The organism is Hydrotalea sp. GW822-HT8A01 (assembly GCF_058798575.1).
This window is the reverse complement of sequence record NZ_CM179506.1, coordinates 1183485-1201550: the sequence shown is the minus strand read 5'-3', so window position 1 is coordinate 1201550 and position 18066 is coordinate 1183485. Positions and strand designations below refer to the sequence as shown.

16 protein-coding genes are annotated in these 18066 nt (G+C 38.3%); 8 read left to right on the top strand and 8 right to left on the bottom strand.

Features of this window, described 5'->3' with window-relative positions:
* Positions 1 to 15: 15 nt before the first annotated feature.
* The 3 genes from AC3QLY_RS05300 to AC3QLY_RS05290 all read left to right on the top strand — a co-directional run bounded on the left by AC3QLY_RS05300 (position 16) and on the right by AC3QLY_RS05290 (position 3207).
* Positions 16 to 426, top strand: a complete 411-nt coding sequence (locus AC3QLY_RS05300; protein ID WP_074419679.1) for a hypothetical protein — start codon at positions 16 to 18, stop codon at positions 424 to 426.
* 167 nt (positions 427 to 593) lie between these two features.
* Positions 594 to 2768, top strand: coding sequence for a TonB-dependent receptor (locus AC3QLY_RS05295; protein WP_492990843.1), 2175 nt, complete (start codon positions 594 to 596; stop codon positions 2766 to 2768).
* Between the two features lie 226 nt (positions 2769 to 2994).
* On the top strand, positions 2995 to 3207 hold the full coding sequence (locus AC3QLY_RS05290) for a YgaP family membrane protein (protein WP_074419681.1): 213 nt from the start codon (positions 2995 to 2997) through the stop codon (positions 3205 to 3207).
* Between the two features lie 69 nt (positions 3208 to 3276).
* On the opposite strand, the gene pgl is transcribed toward AC3QLY_RS05290, so the two are convergent.
* The 3 genes from pgl to gnd form a co-directional block, all read right to left on the bottom strand.
* Entirely contained in the window at positions 3277 to 4008 is a 732-nt protein-coding gene (gene pgl, locus AC3QLY_RS05285; RefSeq protein WP_287101409.1) for a 6-phosphogluconolactonase, read from the bottom strand.
* Positions 4009 to 4123: 115 nt separating this feature from the next.
* Positions 4124 to 5647, bottom strand: coding sequence for a glucose-6-phosphate dehydrogenase (gene zwf / locus AC3QLY_RS05280; protein ID WP_074418919.1), 1524 nt, complete (start codon positions 5645 to 5647; stop codon positions 4124 to 4126).
* A gap of 49 nt (positions 5648 to 5696) precedes the next feature.
* Positions 5697 to 7109: an NADP-dependent phosphogluconate dehydrogenase gene (gnd, locus tag AC3QLY_RS05275; RefSeq protein ID WP_074418920.1), complete on the bottom strand. Its 1413-nt coding sequence runs from the start codon at positions 7107 to 7109 to the stop codon at positions 5697 to 5699.
* 126 nt (positions 7110 to 7235) lie between these two features.
* On the opposite strand from gnd, the gene AC3QLY_RS05270 reads away from it, so the two are divergent.
* Positions 7236 to 7580 (top strand): carboxymuconolactone decarboxylase family protein, encoded by a 345-nt coding sequence (locus AC3QLY_RS05270; protein WP_068240689.1) that lies wholly within the window; start codon positions 7236 to 7238, stop codon positions 7578 to 7580.
* A 61-nt stretch (positions 7581 to 7641) separates the two neighbouring features.
* On the top strand, positions 7642 to 8676 hold the full coding sequence (locus tag AC3QLY_RS05265) for a 2-oxoacid:ferredoxin oxidoreductase subunit beta (RefSeq protein ID WP_074418921.1): 1035 nt from the start codon (positions 7642 to 7644) through the stop codon (positions 8674 to 8676).
* Positions 8677 to 8757: 81 nt separating this feature from the next.
* On the opposite strand, the gene AC3QLY_RS05260 is transcribed toward AC3QLY_RS05265, so the two are convergent.
* Together AC3QLY_RS05260 and AC3QLY_RS05255 are read right to left on the bottom strand one after the other, a co-directional pair.
* Complete coding sequence (locus AC3QLY_RS05260) at positions 8758 to 9453, bottom strand: hypothetical protein (protein WP_074418922.1); 696 nt, start codon at positions 9451 to 9453, stop codon at positions 8758 to 8760.
* Between the two features lie 103 nt (positions 9454 to 9556).
* Positions 9557 to 10456 (bottom strand): cupin-like domain-containing protein, encoded by a 900-nt coding sequence (locus tag AC3QLY_RS05255; RefSeq protein ID WP_081298611.1) that lies wholly within the window; start codon positions 10454 to 10456, stop codon positions 9557 to 9559.
* A 193-nt stretch (positions 10457 to 10649) separates the two neighbouring features.
* On the opposite strand from AC3QLY_RS05255, the gene AC3QLY_RS05250 reads away from it, so the two are divergent.
* The gene (locus tag AC3QLY_RS05250) at positions 10650 to 11258 is read left to right on the top strand and encodes an L-threonylcarbamoyladenylate synthase (RefSeq protein WP_074418924.1); all 609 of its coding nucleotides are present in this window, start codon (positions 10650 to 10652) and stop codon (positions 11256 to 11258) included.
* A 2-nt stretch (positions 11259 to 11260) separates the two neighbouring features.
* Here AC3QLY_RS05250 and rnhB read toward each other — a convergent pair whose 3' ends face one another.
* The gene (gene rnhB / locus AC3QLY_RS05245; protein ID WP_074418925.1) at positions 11261 to 11842 is read right to left on the bottom strand and encodes a ribonuclease HII; all 582 of its coding nucleotides are present in this window, start codon (positions 11840 to 11842) and stop codon (positions 11261 to 11263) included.
* Positions 11843 to 11948: 106 nt separating this feature from the next.
* On the opposite strand from rnhB, the gene AC3QLY_RS05240 reads away from it, so the two are divergent.
* Together AC3QLY_RS05240 and AC3QLY_RS05235 are read left to right on the top strand one after the other, a co-directional pair.
* Positions 11949 to 13013: a COX15/CtaA family protein gene (locus AC3QLY_RS05240; RefSeq protein WP_074418926.1), complete on the top strand. Its 1065-nt coding sequence runs from the start codon at positions 11949 to 11951 to the stop codon at positions 13011 to 13013.
* A gap of 140 nt (positions 13014 to 13153) precedes the next feature.
* On the top strand, positions 13154 to 15388 hold the full coding sequence (locus tag AC3QLY_RS05235; RefSeq protein WP_074418927.1) for a hypothetical protein: 2235 nt from the start codon (positions 13154 to 13156) through the stop codon (positions 15386 to 15388).
* A gap of 72 nt (positions 15389 to 15460) precedes the next feature.
* On the opposite strand, the gene AC3QLY_RS05230 is transcribed toward AC3QLY_RS05235, so the two are convergent.
* The gene (locus AC3QLY_RS05230) at positions 15461 to 16678 is read right to left on the bottom strand and encodes an N-acetylmuramoyl-L-alanine amidase family protein (protein WP_074418928.1); all 1218 of its coding nucleotides are present in this window, start codon (positions 16676 to 16678) and stop codon (positions 15461 to 15463) included.
* Between the two features lie 111 nt (positions 16679 to 16789).
* Positions 16790 to 18058: a BamG family beta-barrel-assembly machinery protein gene (bamG, locus tag AC3QLY_RS05225; RefSeq protein WP_074418929.1), complete on the bottom strand. Its 1269-nt coding sequence runs from the start codon at positions 18056 to 18058 to the stop codon at positions 16790 to 16792.
* Positions 18059 to 18066 lie beyond the last annotated feature (8 nt).

Below are 18066 nucleotides of genomic sequence, written 5' to 3'. Positions count from 1 at the left end.
TTCATATCTCATTGCATGAAAAAGCTGCTACTATTGTTTATACTGGCAGGCTTTAGCTTATACACGCTGGTTACCATGCCCAACCATTTTAATGCAGGGCGCAGTTTCATTGCTTTATATAATTATTGCCTGCAGGAAGATGACAATATGAACCTGCTTGAATTTATTGGCGAGAAATTATTGCTGGCAGGGTTTGACCCCACCGAGCAGCAGGAAACACGTTCTGCCAACAATCATCCCTTCCTGCCGGTACCCATTGCTTCTGCCATGGGTTATAATATTTTATTTTATAATCCTATTCAATTTTCTGCTACCATCCATCCTTGTATAGTACAACAAGCCTATACCATTGTAAACAAATTGCACCTGTTGTTATCTGGCTTTCCGGGTGCCATCTTTCATCCTCCATTACCCGTTACCTGCTAAACAATGCAGTTACATTTTATTTAAATACATTCCGGCAATACAAATACTATTGTGGCTAAGAAATACCTTTTTCAGTGCCTAAAACTTTGTAATTCGGGATAATGCCTTACTCACAACGGAGCTGCATTGTTGTAATGTATTGTTTTGTTGATTTAAACTGAATCATCATGCTTCGTATATATTTATTTTGTTTATCCCTGTTTTTATTACAGTCAGTTAAGGCACAACAAACTATAAAGGGTACAGTTAAAGATAGTTCAGGTGCACTGCCACTTACCGGCGTTTCAGTTAGTTTGCCCGAAATAAAAAAAACCACCATAACCGATAGTAGCGGCAATTTTATTTTTGAACTCAATACTTCAGCATTAAGGCAGAAGATACGGTTTAGCCATACCGGTTTTACCACCAAAGATTCGTTAATTCATTTACCGGTTAAAGGTCTTGTTACCATTAGCATTGTACTGAATAACCACACCAATAATTTGGGCGATGTGGTAGTAGCTGCTTCTAAAACCAATTCAAGAATAGAAGATTTACCCACCAGGGTGGAAGTAATTGGTGCTGAAGAAATTGGAGAAGAAACACAAATTAATCCCGGAAATCTACTGGGCCTGTTGGGCGATGTGGCCGGCATTCAGGTACAACAAACCAATGCAGCCACCGGCAATGCCGATTTGCGAATACAGGGCTTACCCGGCAGGTACACACAAATATTGAGAGATGGCATGCCGCTGTTTGGGGGTTATTCCGGTAGTTTTGGACTGTTGCAAATTCCGCCTTTGGACCTTAAACAAGTAGAGTTGATTAAAGGTGCCTCTTCTACTTTATATGGCGGCGGCGCCATTGCCGGAATGATGAACTTAGTATCAAAAACCCCCAATCGTAAACAACCTGAAAATAGTTTTATCATTAACAGAACATCATTATTAGAAAACAATCTCAATGTGTTTTCTTCCGCTCGAAACCATACAACTGGTTATACCCTGTTTGCAGGAGGCAACTTACAACAGGCGGTAGATGTGTACAACAATGGCTTTAGTACCGTACCCGATGTAAAAAGTATCTTTGTGCATCCCCGTGTTTTTCTATACTACAACCCAAACAGTACCCTTATTTTAGGCTATACCTTGAATGCAGAAGACAGGAAGGGTGGTGACATGCAGGTATTAGAAGGGAAGCCCAATGCAACACATCAATTCTTTATTCAAAACAAAAGCTTACGGCATACCCTTGATGCCGATTGGGAAAACACTTTAAATAACGGTGCCCGTTTAAGCCTGAAAGCCACCACCAGCCTCTATAACCGGCAGGCTATTACCGATTTGTTTGGCATGAAGGCACAGCAAAACCTTTGGTATAGCGAGCTGGCATACAGTAAAAAATCGGCACAACATAACTGGATTGCCGGACTCAACTTTAACGGTGATGCATTTATGAAACATCAACCGGATAGTACTTTATTAACCAATGAAAATGGATATACCATTGGCGGATATGTTCAAGACGATTGGAAAATAACACCTGCGTTAACAGCAGAAGCCGGGTTACGAGCCGACCATCATAGCGTTTATGGCAATTTTTTATTGCCGCGTATTTCTTTCATGTATCGCTTGAGCTCTCAATTAACCATGCGTTTAGGTGGTGGCATGGGTTATAAAACCCCCTCTTTATTTTCAGGAGATGTTGATGAACGCGATTACCGTTACTTAGCCGGCTATAAACCCGGCACTGTTGCAGAGAAAAGCACTGGCGCAAACTTCGACATTAATTACAAATGGCGGGGAGAAGAATGGCAATTTACCCTGAATCAGAGTTTTTTTTATACGGCCATTCAGCATCCCTTATTGCTCGATTCGCTCACCAACCCATTGAACATGCACTGGTACAATGCACCGCAAAATATTACCACAACTGGTTTTGAAACCTATTTGCAGGCAAGAGAAGATGAAACCGAATTGTATTTAGGGTATGTATATACCAATACACAAAGAAAATATGATTTGCAGGCACCCAACTTTCCCTTAATAGCCAAACACAAAATTGCCGGATTGGCCAGTTTTGAGGTGGAAGACCATTTTAGGATTGGGATAGAACTGTCTTATACAGGAAAACAATATTTAGAAGATGGCACAAGCACCAGAGATTATATTCTTTCGGCCGCCATGCTCAATTACCGGTACAAAAAAATATCTGTAGTGCTGAATTGTGAAAATCTGTTTAACTTTAAAGAGGGCAATTACGGGCAGTTGGTTTATCCGCCTTATTCCAATCCGGTGTTTAGTGATATCTGGGGACCATTGGAAGGCAGGGTATTCAACTTGTCGCTACAAGTAAAATGGTAAAAACGATGAAAGTGACTTTTGTCATGTTTCTAACCAAACAAACAATATAATTTTATATCTGCATGAAAGGTACCTGGCTGAAGCTTTTATTGGTTTGTATAATTTGTGCATTATTGGCTTGGGGTGTAGCGGGAATTATTCAGGCACTTTTGCCGGATACTTAAACTGGTAATTATATCATGTTTCAATCAAATTGTTCAAATATTTAAACAACAAATACAAGTATATGAAAAAAAACATGGGCGGTGCTGACCGCATTATTCGCGTAATACTGGCCATTGTATTTGCCATATTGTATTTTACGCAAACCGTAACAGGCACATTAGGAATTATTTTATTGGTTTTGGGTGCAGTTTTTCTGGCTACCTCATTTATTTCGTTTTGCCCCTTATATACCATTTTTGGTATTAAAACCTGTAAGGTAGAACCAAAGAAATAGCTACGAGTAAATTTGTTTATTGTGCTTTGTTTACTGAATAACCCGGATGGTTTTCCACCCGGGTTTTATTTATGCTGTATGTGTTAATAATGCCGCAGCTGCCGAGTCAGTAAACCAGTGCAGGCTGCCTTTGGGGCGAATAATTTGTGAAGGGTATTGATGCACATTTACAGGCCCTTCCAGCACCGCTTTTAAAGCAGTTGCTTTATTGGCACCCGTGGTAATAAATGCCACCTGCGCCGATTGATTGACAATGGGTGCTGTTAATGTAATACGGTACATTTGCTGCGCCTCCAGCCATAAATGGGTAGCCCATTTTTTTGTTTCATCTATGACCGCCGTTCCGGGAAATAGCGACAAGGTGTGTCCGTCATCTCCCATTCCCAACAAAACCAGATCAAAACTAAAGGGCTGCTCGTTAAAATATTGATGTAAAATTTTTTCATAGGCTGCAGCAGAAGCTTCGGGTGTAATATGTTCCGTTTGCATGATATGAATCTGCTCCGGCTGAACGGGTACATGATTTAACAAGGTATCAAAAGCCATTTTTGCATTGTTCCGCTCATCATTAAAAGGCACAAAACGTTCATCACCAAAAAAGAAATGCAGTTTTGACCAGTCAATTTCATGACGATAAGCATCTGATGCAAGCAATAGGTGCAAACTTTTAGGCGTATTGCCACCCGATAATGCAAGGGTAAACCGATCTTGTTGTTTTAAAGTATTGGCAATTAAATCAACCATCCAATTGGTAACGGCATGCATCAATGCATCAGCATTGGGTTCTATATGTAAGGACATTTCATCTATTTTAAATATCAACAATTCTTATTTACAACAAGGGTACCACGTTGGTTTTACCCATTCAACTTAGCAACAAATGTAATGATCGCTTAAAATATCCCGCTTCCACAAATTATTCTTTGTGTGGCAAGGGCAAGGTAATCCAGTTATGGCCATCTCTTGCTATCAGGGCTTCGGCATCTTCAGGCCCCCAGCTATCGGGGCTATAGTTCGGAAAATCAACCGGTGGCCTGATTTGCCAGGCTTCCAAAATAGGCATAATAATTTTCCAGGCAGCTTCTACCTGATCATCGCGCATAAACAGGGTAGCGTTACCCTGCATTACATCCAGCAAAAGGGTTTCATAGGCTTCGGGTTCGTGTCCATCGTATGCATCTGCATAGCTGAAAATCATATCCACCGGATTCAGTGTTATATCCTGTCCAGGCTTTTTGGCCTGAAAACGCAGCCGGATATCCATATTGGGTTGTATGCTGATGGTTAAACGGTTGGGGCGCCAGGTTTCTGCGGCTTCCGGCGGAAAAGCAAATTTGGGCGCCTGTTTAAACTGAATGGTAATAATAGTGGTTTTTTCATGCAGGTATTTACCGGTGCGTACATAAAAAGGAACATCCTGCCAACGCCAATTGTCTATAAAAAACTTAACAGCAGCAAAAGTTTCAACGTTTGAGTTAAGGCTTACATTTTGTTCTTCTCTATATCCTTTTACTTCTTTACCCTTCATCCAACCGGCACTGTACTGGCCACGCACGGCATGTTCATGCGCCTGCTCTTTGGTAATTTTACGAATGGCATTCAATACATCAACTTTCTTATTCCTTATTTCATTGGCATCAAAACTAACCGGAGCTTCCATTGCAATCATGCAAATTAATTGCAGTATATGGTTTTGTACCATATCGCGCAGGGCACCGCTTTTTTCATAATAACCGCCACGTTCTTCCACACCAACGGTCTCGGCATTGGTAATTTGAACATGGTCAATATAATTTCGGTTCCAAATAGGTTCAAACAAGGCATTGGCAAACCGAAAAGCCAAAATGTTTTGTACAGTTTCTTTTCCGAGATAGTGGTCAATACGATAAATCTGCTCTTCTTTAAACATGCTTTTCAATAAAGCATTCAAGTCGTGCGCACTTTGTAGATCGTGGCCAAAAGGTTTTTCAATTACAATACGCACACAATTGGCAATATTGCTCATCTCTAATTTTCCTAAACTAGTAGCAATATCGGGTACCAATTGCGGAGCCACAGCCAGATAAAAAACCACCTGTGGTTTTACATTCCACTCTTTATTTTTAACACCCACAAAATCACTTAATTTATTATAGGATGATGCATCTTCCCCATCCATAGCAATATAATGAATGTTCTGGCTAAACTCATTCCAATGCTGTTCGGATTTTGGGTCATCTTTACTTCGGCTAAACAAATCAATACCTTTCCATAACCTTTCTCTAAAATTTTCGTTGGTATAAGCAGTACGACCTAGCCCAACAATGGCAAATTGATTAGGCATATAGCCATCTAAAAAAAGGTTGTATAATGCAGGAGAAAGTTTACGCTGATTTAAATCGCCGCTACCGCCAAAAATAAAAACAACGGTTGGCGGGGGAAGATGATTTTCTGTTGGCATAAATATCGTGTTATAAATAATTTAAATAGATCAAATAGGTGCAGAAGGATTAATCCCACTGTGTATGAAAGGTACCGGGTTTATCAATACGTTGATAAGTATGGGCTCCAAACAAATCACGTTGTGCCTGTATTAAGTTTACCGGCATGTTTCCGTCGGTATACGCATCCAAATAACCCAATGCGCTCATTAAACCGGTTACTGCAATTTTGCTTTGTACGGCCTGTACAATTACATTGCGCAAAGCAGTTTCTTTCAATTGCAAGAGTTTCGCCAATTGCTGATCTAATAAAATGTTGGCTAAATCAGCATTGTTTTGATAGGCTGTATAAAAATCTTCTAACAATAAAGAGCGAATAATACAGCCGCCACGCCAAATTTTTACTACATCTTTTAAAGGAATATCCATATTATAAACGGATGAAGCCTTGTGTAACATGGCTAATCCCTGTGCATAACAAATCATTATAGCAGCCTGTAAGGCATGACCTAATTGCTCAATAAATGCGGCTTTGTCTGCAGTAATTTTTTTACGCTCAGGTTGGTACAATGCCTCTGCTGCAATACGCTCCTCTTTATATACTGAAATATCTCTGAATGCTACCGCAATATCAATAGTAGGAATACTAATGGGCAGGTTCATAGCTTCCTGACTGGTCCATTTTCCGGTACCTTTAGAACCCGCTTTGTCTAAAATAACATCTACCAGGTCTTTCCCGGTTTCCGGGTCTTTTTGTAAAAAAATTTGTGCAGAAATTTCAATTAAAAAACTTTTCAATTCCCCTTCATTCCATTTGGCAAATACCTGATGCATTTCAGCATTGGATAAGCTCAATCCGGTTCTTAGCACATCATACACCTCACTAATTAATTGCATAATGGCATATTCTATACCGTTATGTACCATTTTTACATAGTGGCCGGCGGCATCTTTACCCATATAAGCTACACAAGGTTCACCATTTACTTTAGCAGCCACCGCTTCTAATAAAGGTTGCAGGTTTTTCCAGGCAGCCACATCACCACCGGGCATTATGCTGGGGCCAAAACGGGCACCTTTTTCACCACCCGAAACACCCATCCCTACAAAGTGCATTTGTTTGCTTTGCATATAAGTTGTTCTGCGTAAAGTATCTTCAAAAAAAGAATTACCCCCATCAATTACAATATCGCCGGGTTGTAATAAAGGCAATAAACTTTCTATTACATCATCTACGGGTTTGCCTGCAGGTACCAGCATCATTATTTTACGAGGCTGCTCTATCTGTTGCACCATTTCCTGTAAACTACTAACGGCCTTAACTTTATGTTGTGGGGTTGATTCATTGAGCAATGCGGCTCCTTTTTGTTCATCTTTATCAAAACCAATAACAGAATAGCCATGATCGGCTAAGTTCAACAACAAATTACGGCCCATAGTGCCTAAGCCAATCATGCCAAAATGAAATAAATTATTGCTCATATTATATCAATTGAAGCTGCAAATTATACAATAACCTTTTAAATAGCTGAAATGGCATGTTACAATTAACTTATTTCGACAATCGCAATCGATTGCTTACAATACTTTTACAAAAAATATATTGCCATGAGTCAACTTGTAAATGAATTTAATGACTATCGTTTAAAAATGAATGAAGTCATTCTGAGTAAAAACAACCTGGTTTTAAAAAGATTATGGAATTTAGATACCAATACCTATGAACCCGGTGTATTGGATGCCGCCACCAAAGAAATGCTGGGTTTGGTAGCCAGTATGGTTTTACGTTGCGATGATTGTATTAAATACCATTTGGGCAAATGCAAAGAATTGGGTATTGGTACCGAAGCCATTTATGAAGTATTTGCCATTGCCAATATTGTGGGTGGTACGATTGTAATACCCCATACCCGCCGTGGGGCCGAATATTGGGAGGAGTTACAAAAAATTTAGAACAGCAGCGGGAAGAATTACGTAAATTCGCTAACCCATTTATTGAAATAAATTATAAGCCATGAGCGAAGTTGTAGCCACAGCTACCTTAACAGCCAAAGATTTTGCCACCGACCAAGAAGTACGCTGGTGCCCCGGTTGCGGCGATTATTCTATTTTAGCACAGGTACAAAAAGTAATGCCCACATTAGGCATTCCCAAAGAAAATTTTGCCATTATTTCGGGAATTGGATGTAGCAGCCGTTTTCCTTATTATATGAATACGTTTGGTATGCACTCCATTCACGGACGAGCAACAGCCATTGCAAGTGGCCTGAAAGCAGCAAGGCCTGATTTAAGTGTATGGATTATTAGCGGTGATGGCGATAGCTTAAGTATTGGCGGAAACCATACCATTCATTTATTGCGCCGCAATTTTGATGTAAATATGCTGGTATTCAATAACCAGATTTATGGTTTAACCAAAGGGCAATACTCGCCCACATCAGAAGAGCATAAAATTACCAAATCAACCCCTTATGGCAGTATTGACCACCCGTTTAACCCGCTGGCATTAGCCTTAGGTGCGGATGGTACTTTTATTGCCCGCAGTATGGACCGCGACCCCAAACACCTGCAGCAAACTTTATTACGCGCTGCGGCACACAAGGGCACTTCATTTGTAGAAATATATCAAAATTGTAATATTTTCAATGATGGTGCTTTTGAACTTTTTACCGAAAAAGCTACTAAATTAGAAGAAGGCTTATACTTAGAACAAGGCAAACCACTGATTTTTGGTGCTGCACAAAACAAAGGTATTCGCTTAAACGGATTACAGCCCGAGGTAGTTGAATTAAGTGCTGAATATACTGCCGATGATTTGTGGATACATGATGAACACGATTTTTACAAAGCACAAATTCTGGTACGTATGTTTGATGATCCACATAAAACCAGTAATCATTTTCCCCGTCCGTTTGGTGTGTTTTATGAAACCAACCGGCCTTGTTATGAAGAAGTAATGGCCATGCAAATTGAAGAAGTAGTGACCTCAAAAGGCAAAGGCGATTTAGATAAACTGCTAAGGGGACGTGAGGTATGGGAAATTGCTTAATTCATGCATGATACATATACAACAAAAAGCCATCACAGTTAGTAATGATGGCTTTTTTATTGCGAGGAGCTATTGTTTATGTTAACGTAATATCCACCGGAAATTAATGGCCATATTATTAAAAAAATTACCCGAAGTAACGGTACTGTTGAAATTAAAAGAGTTAGAATAACTGGATTGATTAACACCATTAAACGGAGGATATACATATTTCTGATGCCAAAAATTCGCTACTAAGAAATTAGGTAGCGATATGTCCACCAAAAAATTTCTTTTAATAAAATAAGCAATACCGGGATAGCCAAATACCTTAACTGAATAGCCATTAAGTTCAAAGTAAGGATAAGTGCCGGATAATGAACCTGAGGCTACATTTTTAGTTTTATTGATGGCACCGGATAAACCCACATCATAAAATAAACTCCACTTGGCATGAATGGGAATGTATTTTCTTCTAAACAAGTCTAATTCGGCAGAATTACTCTTTTGACGAGTGTAATCATTTGACGTTATGCCATAATTTTTATAAATACTGTAATTATACCCTATCGTTATGCCAAATCCTTCAGTAGCTGTTTTCATTTTTATCCAATTCAATCCCAAACCAAAGCCCTGAGTGTTACTAGAATTAGTGACAACAGTTGAATTTTCATTGACAGTTTTGTATGAAGAAATGTTGAGCGATGGCCCGATTAATTGATTACCAGCCGATAATTGCGACCAACAGGCAACATACACAAAAACAAAAAAAATGAGCAGGAGTAATTTTCTTTTCATATTAAAGTATATTGATGAACATTAAAATTAATGCATCAATATACAAACAATTGTTAATAAGAACAACTAAAAGGTTAAACTTTTTTTAATATACTTAGCTGCACTATGACTGGCTGAATTCGAGCCGTTGCTGCATATAGGGTGCAGCGTTTTGGTAAATACGTTCTAATTTCCAGTTATACCAGGTTTTTGGAGCCGTTTTTTTCATCACCGTATCAATGGTGCGCATGCCAAATAAATTCCATACACCTTTGGCCTTACCTAATAAAGAAGGTTGCAGTGCGCGAAGGCTCATGGCAAAACCACTTTCTAAATATTCCATGTGGTGCCAGTAGCCTGAAGGCATAAATAAAGTATCGCCATGTTCTAATATTATTTCATAACCTTTTGCCTGTTTTAAAGCAGGGAAAGCCACATAATCAGGTAGTCCTTTATATTTGTAATAATTGCTAAAATCTGCCAGACTCAATACTTCAAAAGGTTTGCGGTATAATTTGTGTTGTTCTTCATAAGGAAATAATAATACCCGCTTTCTTCCCATAAACTGGGTGTGGAGAATATGGCTTAAGTCAATGTCAAAATGCATATGTGTAATAGAGCCTTCACCTCCGGTAAACAACATGGGATATTTTTTTACAAAACCCTTCATTAAATAATCAGGCCATGAAAAATCGTTTATTAATTGGGGTGCATGTTCAAAAATATTGAATAAAAAAATACGCCATCCTGCCGGGCCTTTGCGAATCATTTCAATGTATTCACCAAAAGTTTTGTAATCATCGGCTGTATTAATAGGGGTATAAGCATCGCTTTTTACATTGTTGTACAAAGCCACTTTATGCCCCCCTATTAGTTCATTAAAATAATCCCAGTTCCATTTTTGTAAAGCAGGCCATTGCCGGCTTAAGTTTTTAATCACCAACGGTTTCAAAGGCCGGAAATACTGTTGCTGAAAATCATTACCTGAAATATCAGCTACTACATCTACTTTTTGTAACTGCATACACAAAATTTAACTGCAAAAATAAGTGCAAATTCATATTTCATTCTATATCAAGTGTATTTGTTACAGATGGTTAAATACATACATCAAAAAGCATCATTAAAAAGAATGAAAATGCAGGCAGCACAATACTACGCTTGCAAATATTACATAGCATTGCTTTCACTTTATAATTGCTTTTGTACCTTTCAGTATGCTAATAAAAGTACACCCGGTTAATCCTGATCCGCGGCATCTGAATATCATTAAAGAATGTTTATTAGATGGCGGCGTAATTGTATACCCTACCGATACGATTTATGGGTTGGGTTGTGATATATTTCAGCACAAGGCCATTGAACGCATTGCACGAATAAAGCATATTGACCCGCAAAAGGCGCAACTAAGCTTTGTATGTTACGATTTAAGCGATTTAAGCAAATACACCAAGAGCATTGATACGCCTTTATACCGAATTTTAAAAAAATATTTACCCGGGCCTTATACTTTTATTTTACCGGCCAGTAAACAAGTACCTAAAATTTTACAAAGCAAAAAAAATACCATCGGATTAAGAATACCCAATCACCACATTGCATTATCAATAGTACATCAATTATCGCATCCGCTGCTCAGCGCCTCTTTACCCGGCGAGCAGGTAGAAGAATACACTGACCCGGAACTCATTCACACCAATTTTGAAAAATTAGTAGATATTGTGGTGGATGGAGGTATTGGTGGAATGGTACCCTCAACTGTTATTGATTGCACCCATAGTACTTATGAAATTATTAGAATGGGGGCCGGTGAATGGATGGAGTAAGTTTATGGCGCTATGGCAAAACTTTGCCGATGATACCTGCACAAGCCATATTGCTGAATAGCCATGCGGTGTTCGGCCGTTCCGTAACCTTTATTTTTTTGCCAGTTATAATGTGGAAACTGCTGATGCAACTGTTGCATATAAGCATCGCGATGCGTTTTTGCCAAAATACTGGCTGCTGCAATGGCCGCATATTTACCATCGCCTTTTATAATACAATGATGTGCAATACCCAAATAGGGTTTAAAGCGGTTACCATCTATTAATAAAAGATCAGGTTTTACTGCAAGCCCATCAATTGCCTTATGCATGGCCATATAGGTAGCTTGCAAAATATTGATACGGTCAATTTCTTCATGGCTAACCATGGCAACAGCCCAGGCAATGGCTTGTTGTTCAATGATACAGCGCAATTGATTTCTGTTGGCGGCTGTAACCTGCTTACTGTCGTTTAATAACGGATGATAAAAGCTTGCGGGCAAAATCACTGCAGCCGCACACACCGGCCCTGCATAACAACCCCTGCCAGCTTCATCGCATCCGGCTTCGTATAAACCATTGGGATAAAATGCATTAATTAACATATTGTACGATGGATCCTGAACAAAAATGCGAATCTTTTCACAAAAAATAAATAATTCTGTCCGGGTAATACCTTTGCGGCATTCGCCATTATAAATAAAGCTGTGTATGCAGGAAGAAAAATCGCGTATGCTGGTATCAAACTGGTTATTTCTGGGTGTAGCAATGTTAATTATTCAAGTTATTTTAGGAGGTGTAACCCGATTAACGGGCTCCGGGTTATCCATTACAGAATGGGATCCCATCATGGGCTTCTTGCCCCCATTGAATGAAGGCGGGTGGCAGCATGCTTTTCATCAGTACCAGCAAATTGCTCAGTTCAAATACATGAATTTCGATTTTACACTCAGCGATTTCAAACATATCTTTTTCTGGGAATGGTTTCATCGGCTCTGGGCAAGAAGTATTGGAGTAGTATTTTTAATTCCTTTCGTTTATTTCATCATCAAAAAACATATCAAACCCTGGATGATTCAGCCACTGATTGGTTTGTTTTTATTGGGTGCCATGCAGGGATTAATTGGATGGATTATGGTGAAAAGTGGATTAAACGATGAAAATTTATATGTAAACCATATAAAATTAGCTGTTCATTTTGTTGCAGCGATGGTGTTAATTGCTTATACCCTTTTGTTTGCTTTAATGATACGGGTACCTCAAACCCAAAAAGTTGCCAACCCTTCTCTAAAAAAGTTCACCGTTTTGATTATTGTAGTATTGTTTATACAAATAATGTATGGTGCCTTTATGGCGGGTTTAAAAGCAGCCAGCGCTGCACCTACCTGGCCAACCATTAATGGTATGTGGTTGCCCGATGCATTTTGGAAAGAAAGTATAACTCAAAATTTATTCTTCAATAAAATTACCATCCATTTTATACACCGAACATTAGCGTATATTATTTTAATACTGCTTATTAGCTGGTATCGTAAAGCTTCGCAAGTAAAACAATCAGATTGGTTGAATGTAACCAAAAAACTTTCCATTGCTTTGGTTGCCTTACAAGTATTGTTAGGCATTGCAGCTATTTTAACAAGCCCCGGTATTGTATTAGGCAAATTTGGTTTGTTTGAATGGCTGGCTGAATTACATCAGGTTGTAGGCATGCTGCTTTTATTATCGATGATTACTAATGCATATTTATTGCTGTTTAAAAAAACAAACAACACATAAGATAACAGCTTCAACTATTTTTTATTTTTATTGATTGCAGTTAACTTTATAAGCAATATCCCAATTTATTGCAGCCATATTAGTGTAATGAAAAGATTGCTGCATGGTTGATATGGTTTACAAAGCTTATACACAACCGAATGAAAAAATATTTTTTAGGCTTTTGGTATTCATTACCTGTACAGCTTTTTTTACTGCATTTTAGAAAGTACCAGATTTTGCTGCTATTCTGGTATATTCTTTTTGCTACCATAGCCGGTTATTTCATGGAAAATTTTGGCGCTAACTCACTCTATCTGGCACCTGAATATTTTGATAAAGTAAATCCTGTTAGCGCCGCTATTGTGGGTTTTGCTATTGGCATTTTTATTATGAGCTGGAATATTACTACATTTATTTTAAATGCCCGATATGTTAAATTTTTAGCAACTACAGCCTCTCCATTTTTAAAATATTGCATCAACAATGCTGTGCTGCCATTGCTGTTTTTAGTGTTTTATTTAATTAGAGGATTGCAATATGCCCAACAACAACAACTGCAAAGTTTAGGCGATACGCTATTTACCGTTGCCGGTTTTACCGGTGGTTTATTTTTATCTATTCTGTTTGCATTTGTTTATTTTTTTAGTGCCGACAAAACCATTTATTACACCATTAAAAAAGGTATATCAGATGCCAACAAGCGGTATAATTCTATTATCAACGACAAGCCATTGCCGCAGGCTAAATCAGAAATGCGGGTTGATTGGTTTTTGAGCGCCAGCTTTAAATTACGCAGGCCTCGCGATATTAGGCACTATAATGAATCGTTTTTAGATGATGTATTTTCCAAACACCATATTGCTGCTGTAATTGCCATTCTCATTGCTTTTATTTTTTTAATTATTTTAGGTTTTAGTGCCGATACCCGATTGTTTCAAATACCTGCTGCAGCCAGCATTTCAGTACTATTTGCCGTATTAATTGCTGTTTCGGGAGCAGTGTCGCTTTTTTTTAAAAGCTGGAGTATTCCACTCATTATTATTATTTATTTAATCTTGAATTATTTTTACCAGGCCGGTATTATAGACCCCAGAAACAAAGCTTATGGATTAAATTATGATAATAAAACAGAAAGACCGGTATATGATGCAGTTGCAGTTAAACAATTGGCATCTGATAGTGCAATGCTGACCGATAAAGCATATTATTTATCCATCTTAAATAAATGGAAAGCACGGCAATCTGAGGAAAAACCAATCATGTATATCATCAATACCAGTGGTGGGGGTTTAAGAAGTGCAGTATTTACCATGAACACCTTACAAAAACTAGACAGTGTTTTACAAGGCCATCTTATGCAGCATACTTTATTCATTAACGGAGCTTCCGGCGGATTATTGGGCGCAGCATATTTTAGAGAATTGTATTATCAAAAAATCATCGGCAATAAAAATATTCATTTGCACGATACAAAATATGTAGATGATGTTGCCAAAGATTTATTAAATCCGCTTTTTTCTTCTTTTGTTACACGTGACATTATTGGGCCGGTACAAAAATTTAAATATGAAGGATTTGAATATATTAAAGACCGCGGCTACGCCTTTGAAGAAAAATTGAACGAGAACACACATGGACTGTTAGATAAAAACATTCATGCTTATGCGGCCCCAGAAGCTTCTGCCACTATTCCCATCATGTTCTTTAACTCCACCATCAGCCGCGATGCAAGAAACATGATAGTGGCCACCCACCCTGCCCGATTTTTAATGCGCCCCCTGCCCGATTCTTCGCACCTCACGGCTTACGATTCAGATGCTATTGATTTTAATAGTTTTTTCAAACAGCAAAACAGCGACAGCCTGCGCGTTTTATCGGCACTGAGAATGAATGCAACCTTCCCATTTGTTCTGCCGAATGTATGGTTGCCCTCTCAACCTATTATTGATGTAATGGATGCCGGCCTTCGCGATAATTTTGGACAGGAATTAACACTCCGCTTTTTGAATGTATTTAAAGACTGGTTAAAAGAAAACACCAGAAAGGTGATAATTATACAATTGCGTGATAGAAGTATTGATGATTGGGAAAACCCATACGATAATACCAGTTTGTTAAGCATGCTCACCAAACCTTTGCTATTGCTTCAATACAACTGGTTTAGGCTACAGGATTATTATCAGCACGATGCATTGAATTATTTTGCAGATGGATACGGTTCACATTTTTATACCGTTTCTTTTCAATACCTCGCTTCCAAAAAAGATGCGGCTGCTACATTAAATTTTCACCTCACTGCTGCTGAAAAGAAAAGTGTGATTGATGCTTTTGATAACAAAGTAAACTTGCAGGCACTGCATTTTCTTATGAAAGAAAGCCACGACTTACAATAAATTGCCCACAAAAAACAGCACAAAACTTTATGTTTGTATGCATATTGAAATAATGATTGGGAAGTAGGAAGCTTAATTTTTTTCGGTAGAAACATATTGCAACCAATCTTTTATACCCAGTACAATTTGTCTGGCTACTGCAGTTCGGAAGGCAGGGCTTTTAATTTTAGCCTCATCGCTTTTATTGCTTAAGAAGGCAATTTCAACCAAACAGTTCACAAAATCGGTGGGGGCATTTAAAGCAAAATTAAAACTGCCTACATTGCCAAACTCGTTCATTTTAATAGCGGCAATCCGTTTTAAAATGAATTGGCTGAGTGGTCTGAAACCAATGTGCTTATAATAGGTGCTTGCGCCATTCACACTGGCATCATCTGCCGAATTTAAATGCAGACTAATCAACACATCTGGATTTTTTTGTTGCAAAAACAATACCCTGTCTTTATTATCGAAGGTAGTATCGTTGGTTCTTGTCATCATTACTTTTGCATGTGCCAGTTTTAACTGTTTTCCTAATTCTTTGGCAAATAACAATGTATAATTTTTTTCTACTAACCCATACACATTTCCGCTGGCTCCTTCATTGGTTCCGCCATGCCCGGCATCAACAGCAAAAGTTAAATGCGATAAACCAACGATATTGGGCTGACGTTTAACTTTAATTATCAGTTTATTTCCTTCATACCCAATGGTATAACCCCAATGCTGTGCATGTTGTAACTGTATGGTAACTTCCAGCACATCATTTTCTATTTGATGGTAATATAAATTTTTAATTTCCTTCAGCGATTGCATCTGTGTGATCCAGTTGGTATTGCTTTGCACGCCATACAGATTAATTTTTATGGCAGCAGGATTTACTTCCATGTAGGAAGTATAAGGCACTTTCTCATTTAAATGAATGGTTACGATATCATAACAGCTATCAGTACCCCAGGCTTTCCACGATCCGCTGAGCACGGGTTTAGCTGTTTGCAATGCAGTATCACGTTGTATCATTGCAGTATCAATCAATGCTGTATGAAATTGCGACAATTGTAATTGATAAAATTTTTTAGGCCGGCCAATGATTTTACAAACCACACCGGTATCAATATAGCCCATGACGGCACCTCCTAATCGGTCGGCTCCTTCGCCATACAACAGTGCAGGCAATTTACCTGTGGTTTTGCCCCACCAAATAGAATTTTTTTTAACAATTACATTGGATTGTTCTGCTTTTTGATGATTGGATTGGCTACAGGCAGTAAATACTACAAAGAGAATGGGACAAATCAGGCAATATTTCATCTTACGGTAATTTATAGAAAAGAGAAAACAGTAAAAATTTAGATTTCACGATTTTTTCCGTAAATGAAAATACCAATAATTCAGCATAGAAATGATGGTGTCAGTTCTAGGTTAATCATATCTTCTAAAGTGGCGGGGAAGCCAAAATTCACGGAAGCCCAGAATAAAGGTTACCTGAAGATAATTTTCTTTCACTAAACCGTTAATGGTAGTTCCGCGAACCCCACCTTCTAAATTCACCTGAACAGAAAGTGTACTACGTAAGGCATTAAAGCCGGTACCCAGGGTACCTCCAATATTATCAATTTGCTGTCCGGCTATATTCACATAAGATTTTCCATAGAAAAAGCCGGCCTGAAAAAAGCTTTTCTCTGCAGTAATATCTCTGAATTTTGCTTTTTTGCTGTATTCAAAACCAACATTTACCCGATTGCTGTTTACCAGATTATAAGAAAGCCCGCTGTAATTTAATTTACGCCAATCCTGATAAGTATAATCGGCAGCAAAAGTGTAATCGTCTTTATAAGTAAGGGCAATACCAGCCGTGTACATATCCGGAAGCGTAAAAGTACCAATATTGTATTGCGGATTATCTATTAGTGTTGTGGTGCCATCGGTTACATTCAATGAAGTTAAACTGTTTAATTTGGTTTGCATAGAACCAGATGCACCTAATGCCACTTTCCATTTTTTGCCAATTTTGGTTCGGTATTGCACCCCTAATTTTAAATATGGGTTATTGAGATAGGTATTTTTTGTGGTAACTAGGTTACTATCTAAACCAGTTCCGGAAATTGTTTCTGTTTGGCCCAATTGTCCAAACAAATAAGAGGCTTGTAAGCCAACCGAAAAATGGTCGGAAAATTTATAGCTGTTGGTAATATAAAATAAATTGGTACTTCCAGTTCCAGTATAATAAGCCGGGAAAGTTTGTTGTGTGCCCTGAATTACTTTATTGGAATAAAAAGAGTAGTTAGCGGTACTAAATGGAGTTAACCCAAAGCCGATAGCCCATTTGGGTCTTACTTTTATAGCCATAGCAATTCTCTTAAATTGAATATCAGCACTTTGGTTATTGTTCACCAAATCAATAGGCTGTCCGGTATAAGAAACACCCCTGTAGCGGGCAGCTATTTCAAAATTAAAAAAATGCTCATCCAACATACTTAATGAAGCCGGGTTAGCCATATACATGGTTCTGCCACCAGATAGCGCCACACCTGCATGCCCCATACCGGATGTACGGTCTAAATAACTTTGTTCCAAATCGCCAATACCAATGATAGAGTAAGGAGAATTGTTGTTTTGCGCAACCGCTTTACTACACAAGGTTGTAAAAGTAAAAACAAGTAGTAATATATAAAGGTCAATTTTCTTCATTCTAAACA

What these genes read in the sequence shown, in the direction of transcription:
- AC3QLY_RS05300 (WP_074419679.1), top strand. Translation starts at nt 16, where the DNA reads ATGAAAAAGCTGCTACTATTGTTTATACTGGCAGGCTTTAGCTTATAC.
- AC3QLY_RS05295 (WP_492990843.1), top strand. Translation starts at nt 594, where the DNA reads ATGCTTCGTATATATTTATTTTGTTTATCCCTGTTTTTATTACAGTCA.
- AC3QLY_RS05290 (WP_074419681.1), top strand. Translation starts at nt 2,995, where the DNA reads ATGAAAAAAAACATGGGCGGTGCTGACCGCATTATTCGCGTAATACTG.
- pgl (WP_287101409.1), bottom strand. Translation starts at nt 4,008, where the DNA reads ATGTCCTTACATATAGAACCCAATGCTGATGCATTGATGCATGCCGTT.
- zwf (WP_074418919.1), bottom strand. Translation starts at nt 5,647, where the DNA reads ATGCCAACAGAAAATCATCTTCCCCCGCCAACCGTTGTTTTTATTTTT.
- gnd (WP_074418920.1), bottom strand. Translation starts at nt 7,109, where the DNA reads ATGAGCAATAATTTATTTCATTTTGGCATGATTGGCTTAGGCACTATG.
- AC3QLY_RS05270 (WP_068240689.1), top strand. Translation starts at nt 7,236, where the DNA reads ATGAGTCAACTTGTAAATGAATTTAATGACTATCGTTTAAAAATGAAT.
- AC3QLY_RS05265 (WP_074418921.1), top strand. Translation starts at nt 7,642, where the DNA reads ATGAGCGAAGTTGTAGCCACAGCTACCTTAACAGCCAAAGATTTTGCC.
- AC3QLY_RS05260 (WP_074418922.1), bottom strand. Translation starts at nt 9,453, where the DNA reads ATGAAAAGAAAATTACTCCTGCTCATTTTTTTTGTTTTTGTGTATGTT.
- AC3QLY_RS05255 (WP_081298611.1), bottom strand. Translation starts at nt 10,456, where the DNA reads ATGCAGTTACAAAAAGTAGATGTAGTAGCTGATATTTCAGGTAATGAT.
- AC3QLY_RS05250 (WP_074418924.1), top strand. Translation starts at nt 10,650, where the DNA reads ATGCTAATAAAAGTACACCCGGTTAATCCTGATCCGCGGCATCTGAAT.
- rnhB (WP_074418925.1), bottom strand. Translation starts at nt 11,842, where the DNA reads ATGTTAATTAATGCATTTTATCCCAATGGTTTATACGAAGCCGGATGC.
- AC3QLY_RS05240 (WP_074418926.1), top strand. Translation starts at nt 11,949, where the DNA reads ATGCAGGAAGAAAAATCGCGTATGCTGGTATCAAACTGGTTATTTCTG.
- AC3QLY_RS05235 (WP_074418927.1), top strand. Translation starts at nt 13,154, where the DNA reads ATGAAAAAATATTTTTTAGGCTTTTGGTATTCATTACCTGTACAGCTT.
- AC3QLY_RS05230 (WP_074418928.1), bottom strand. Translation starts at nt 16,678, where the DNA reads ATGAAATATTGCCTGATTTGTCCCATTCTCTTTGTAGTATTTACTGCC.
- bamG (WP_074418929.1), bottom strand. Translation starts at nt 18,058, where the DNA reads ATGAAGAAAATTGACCTTTATATATTACTACTTGTTTTTACTTTTACA.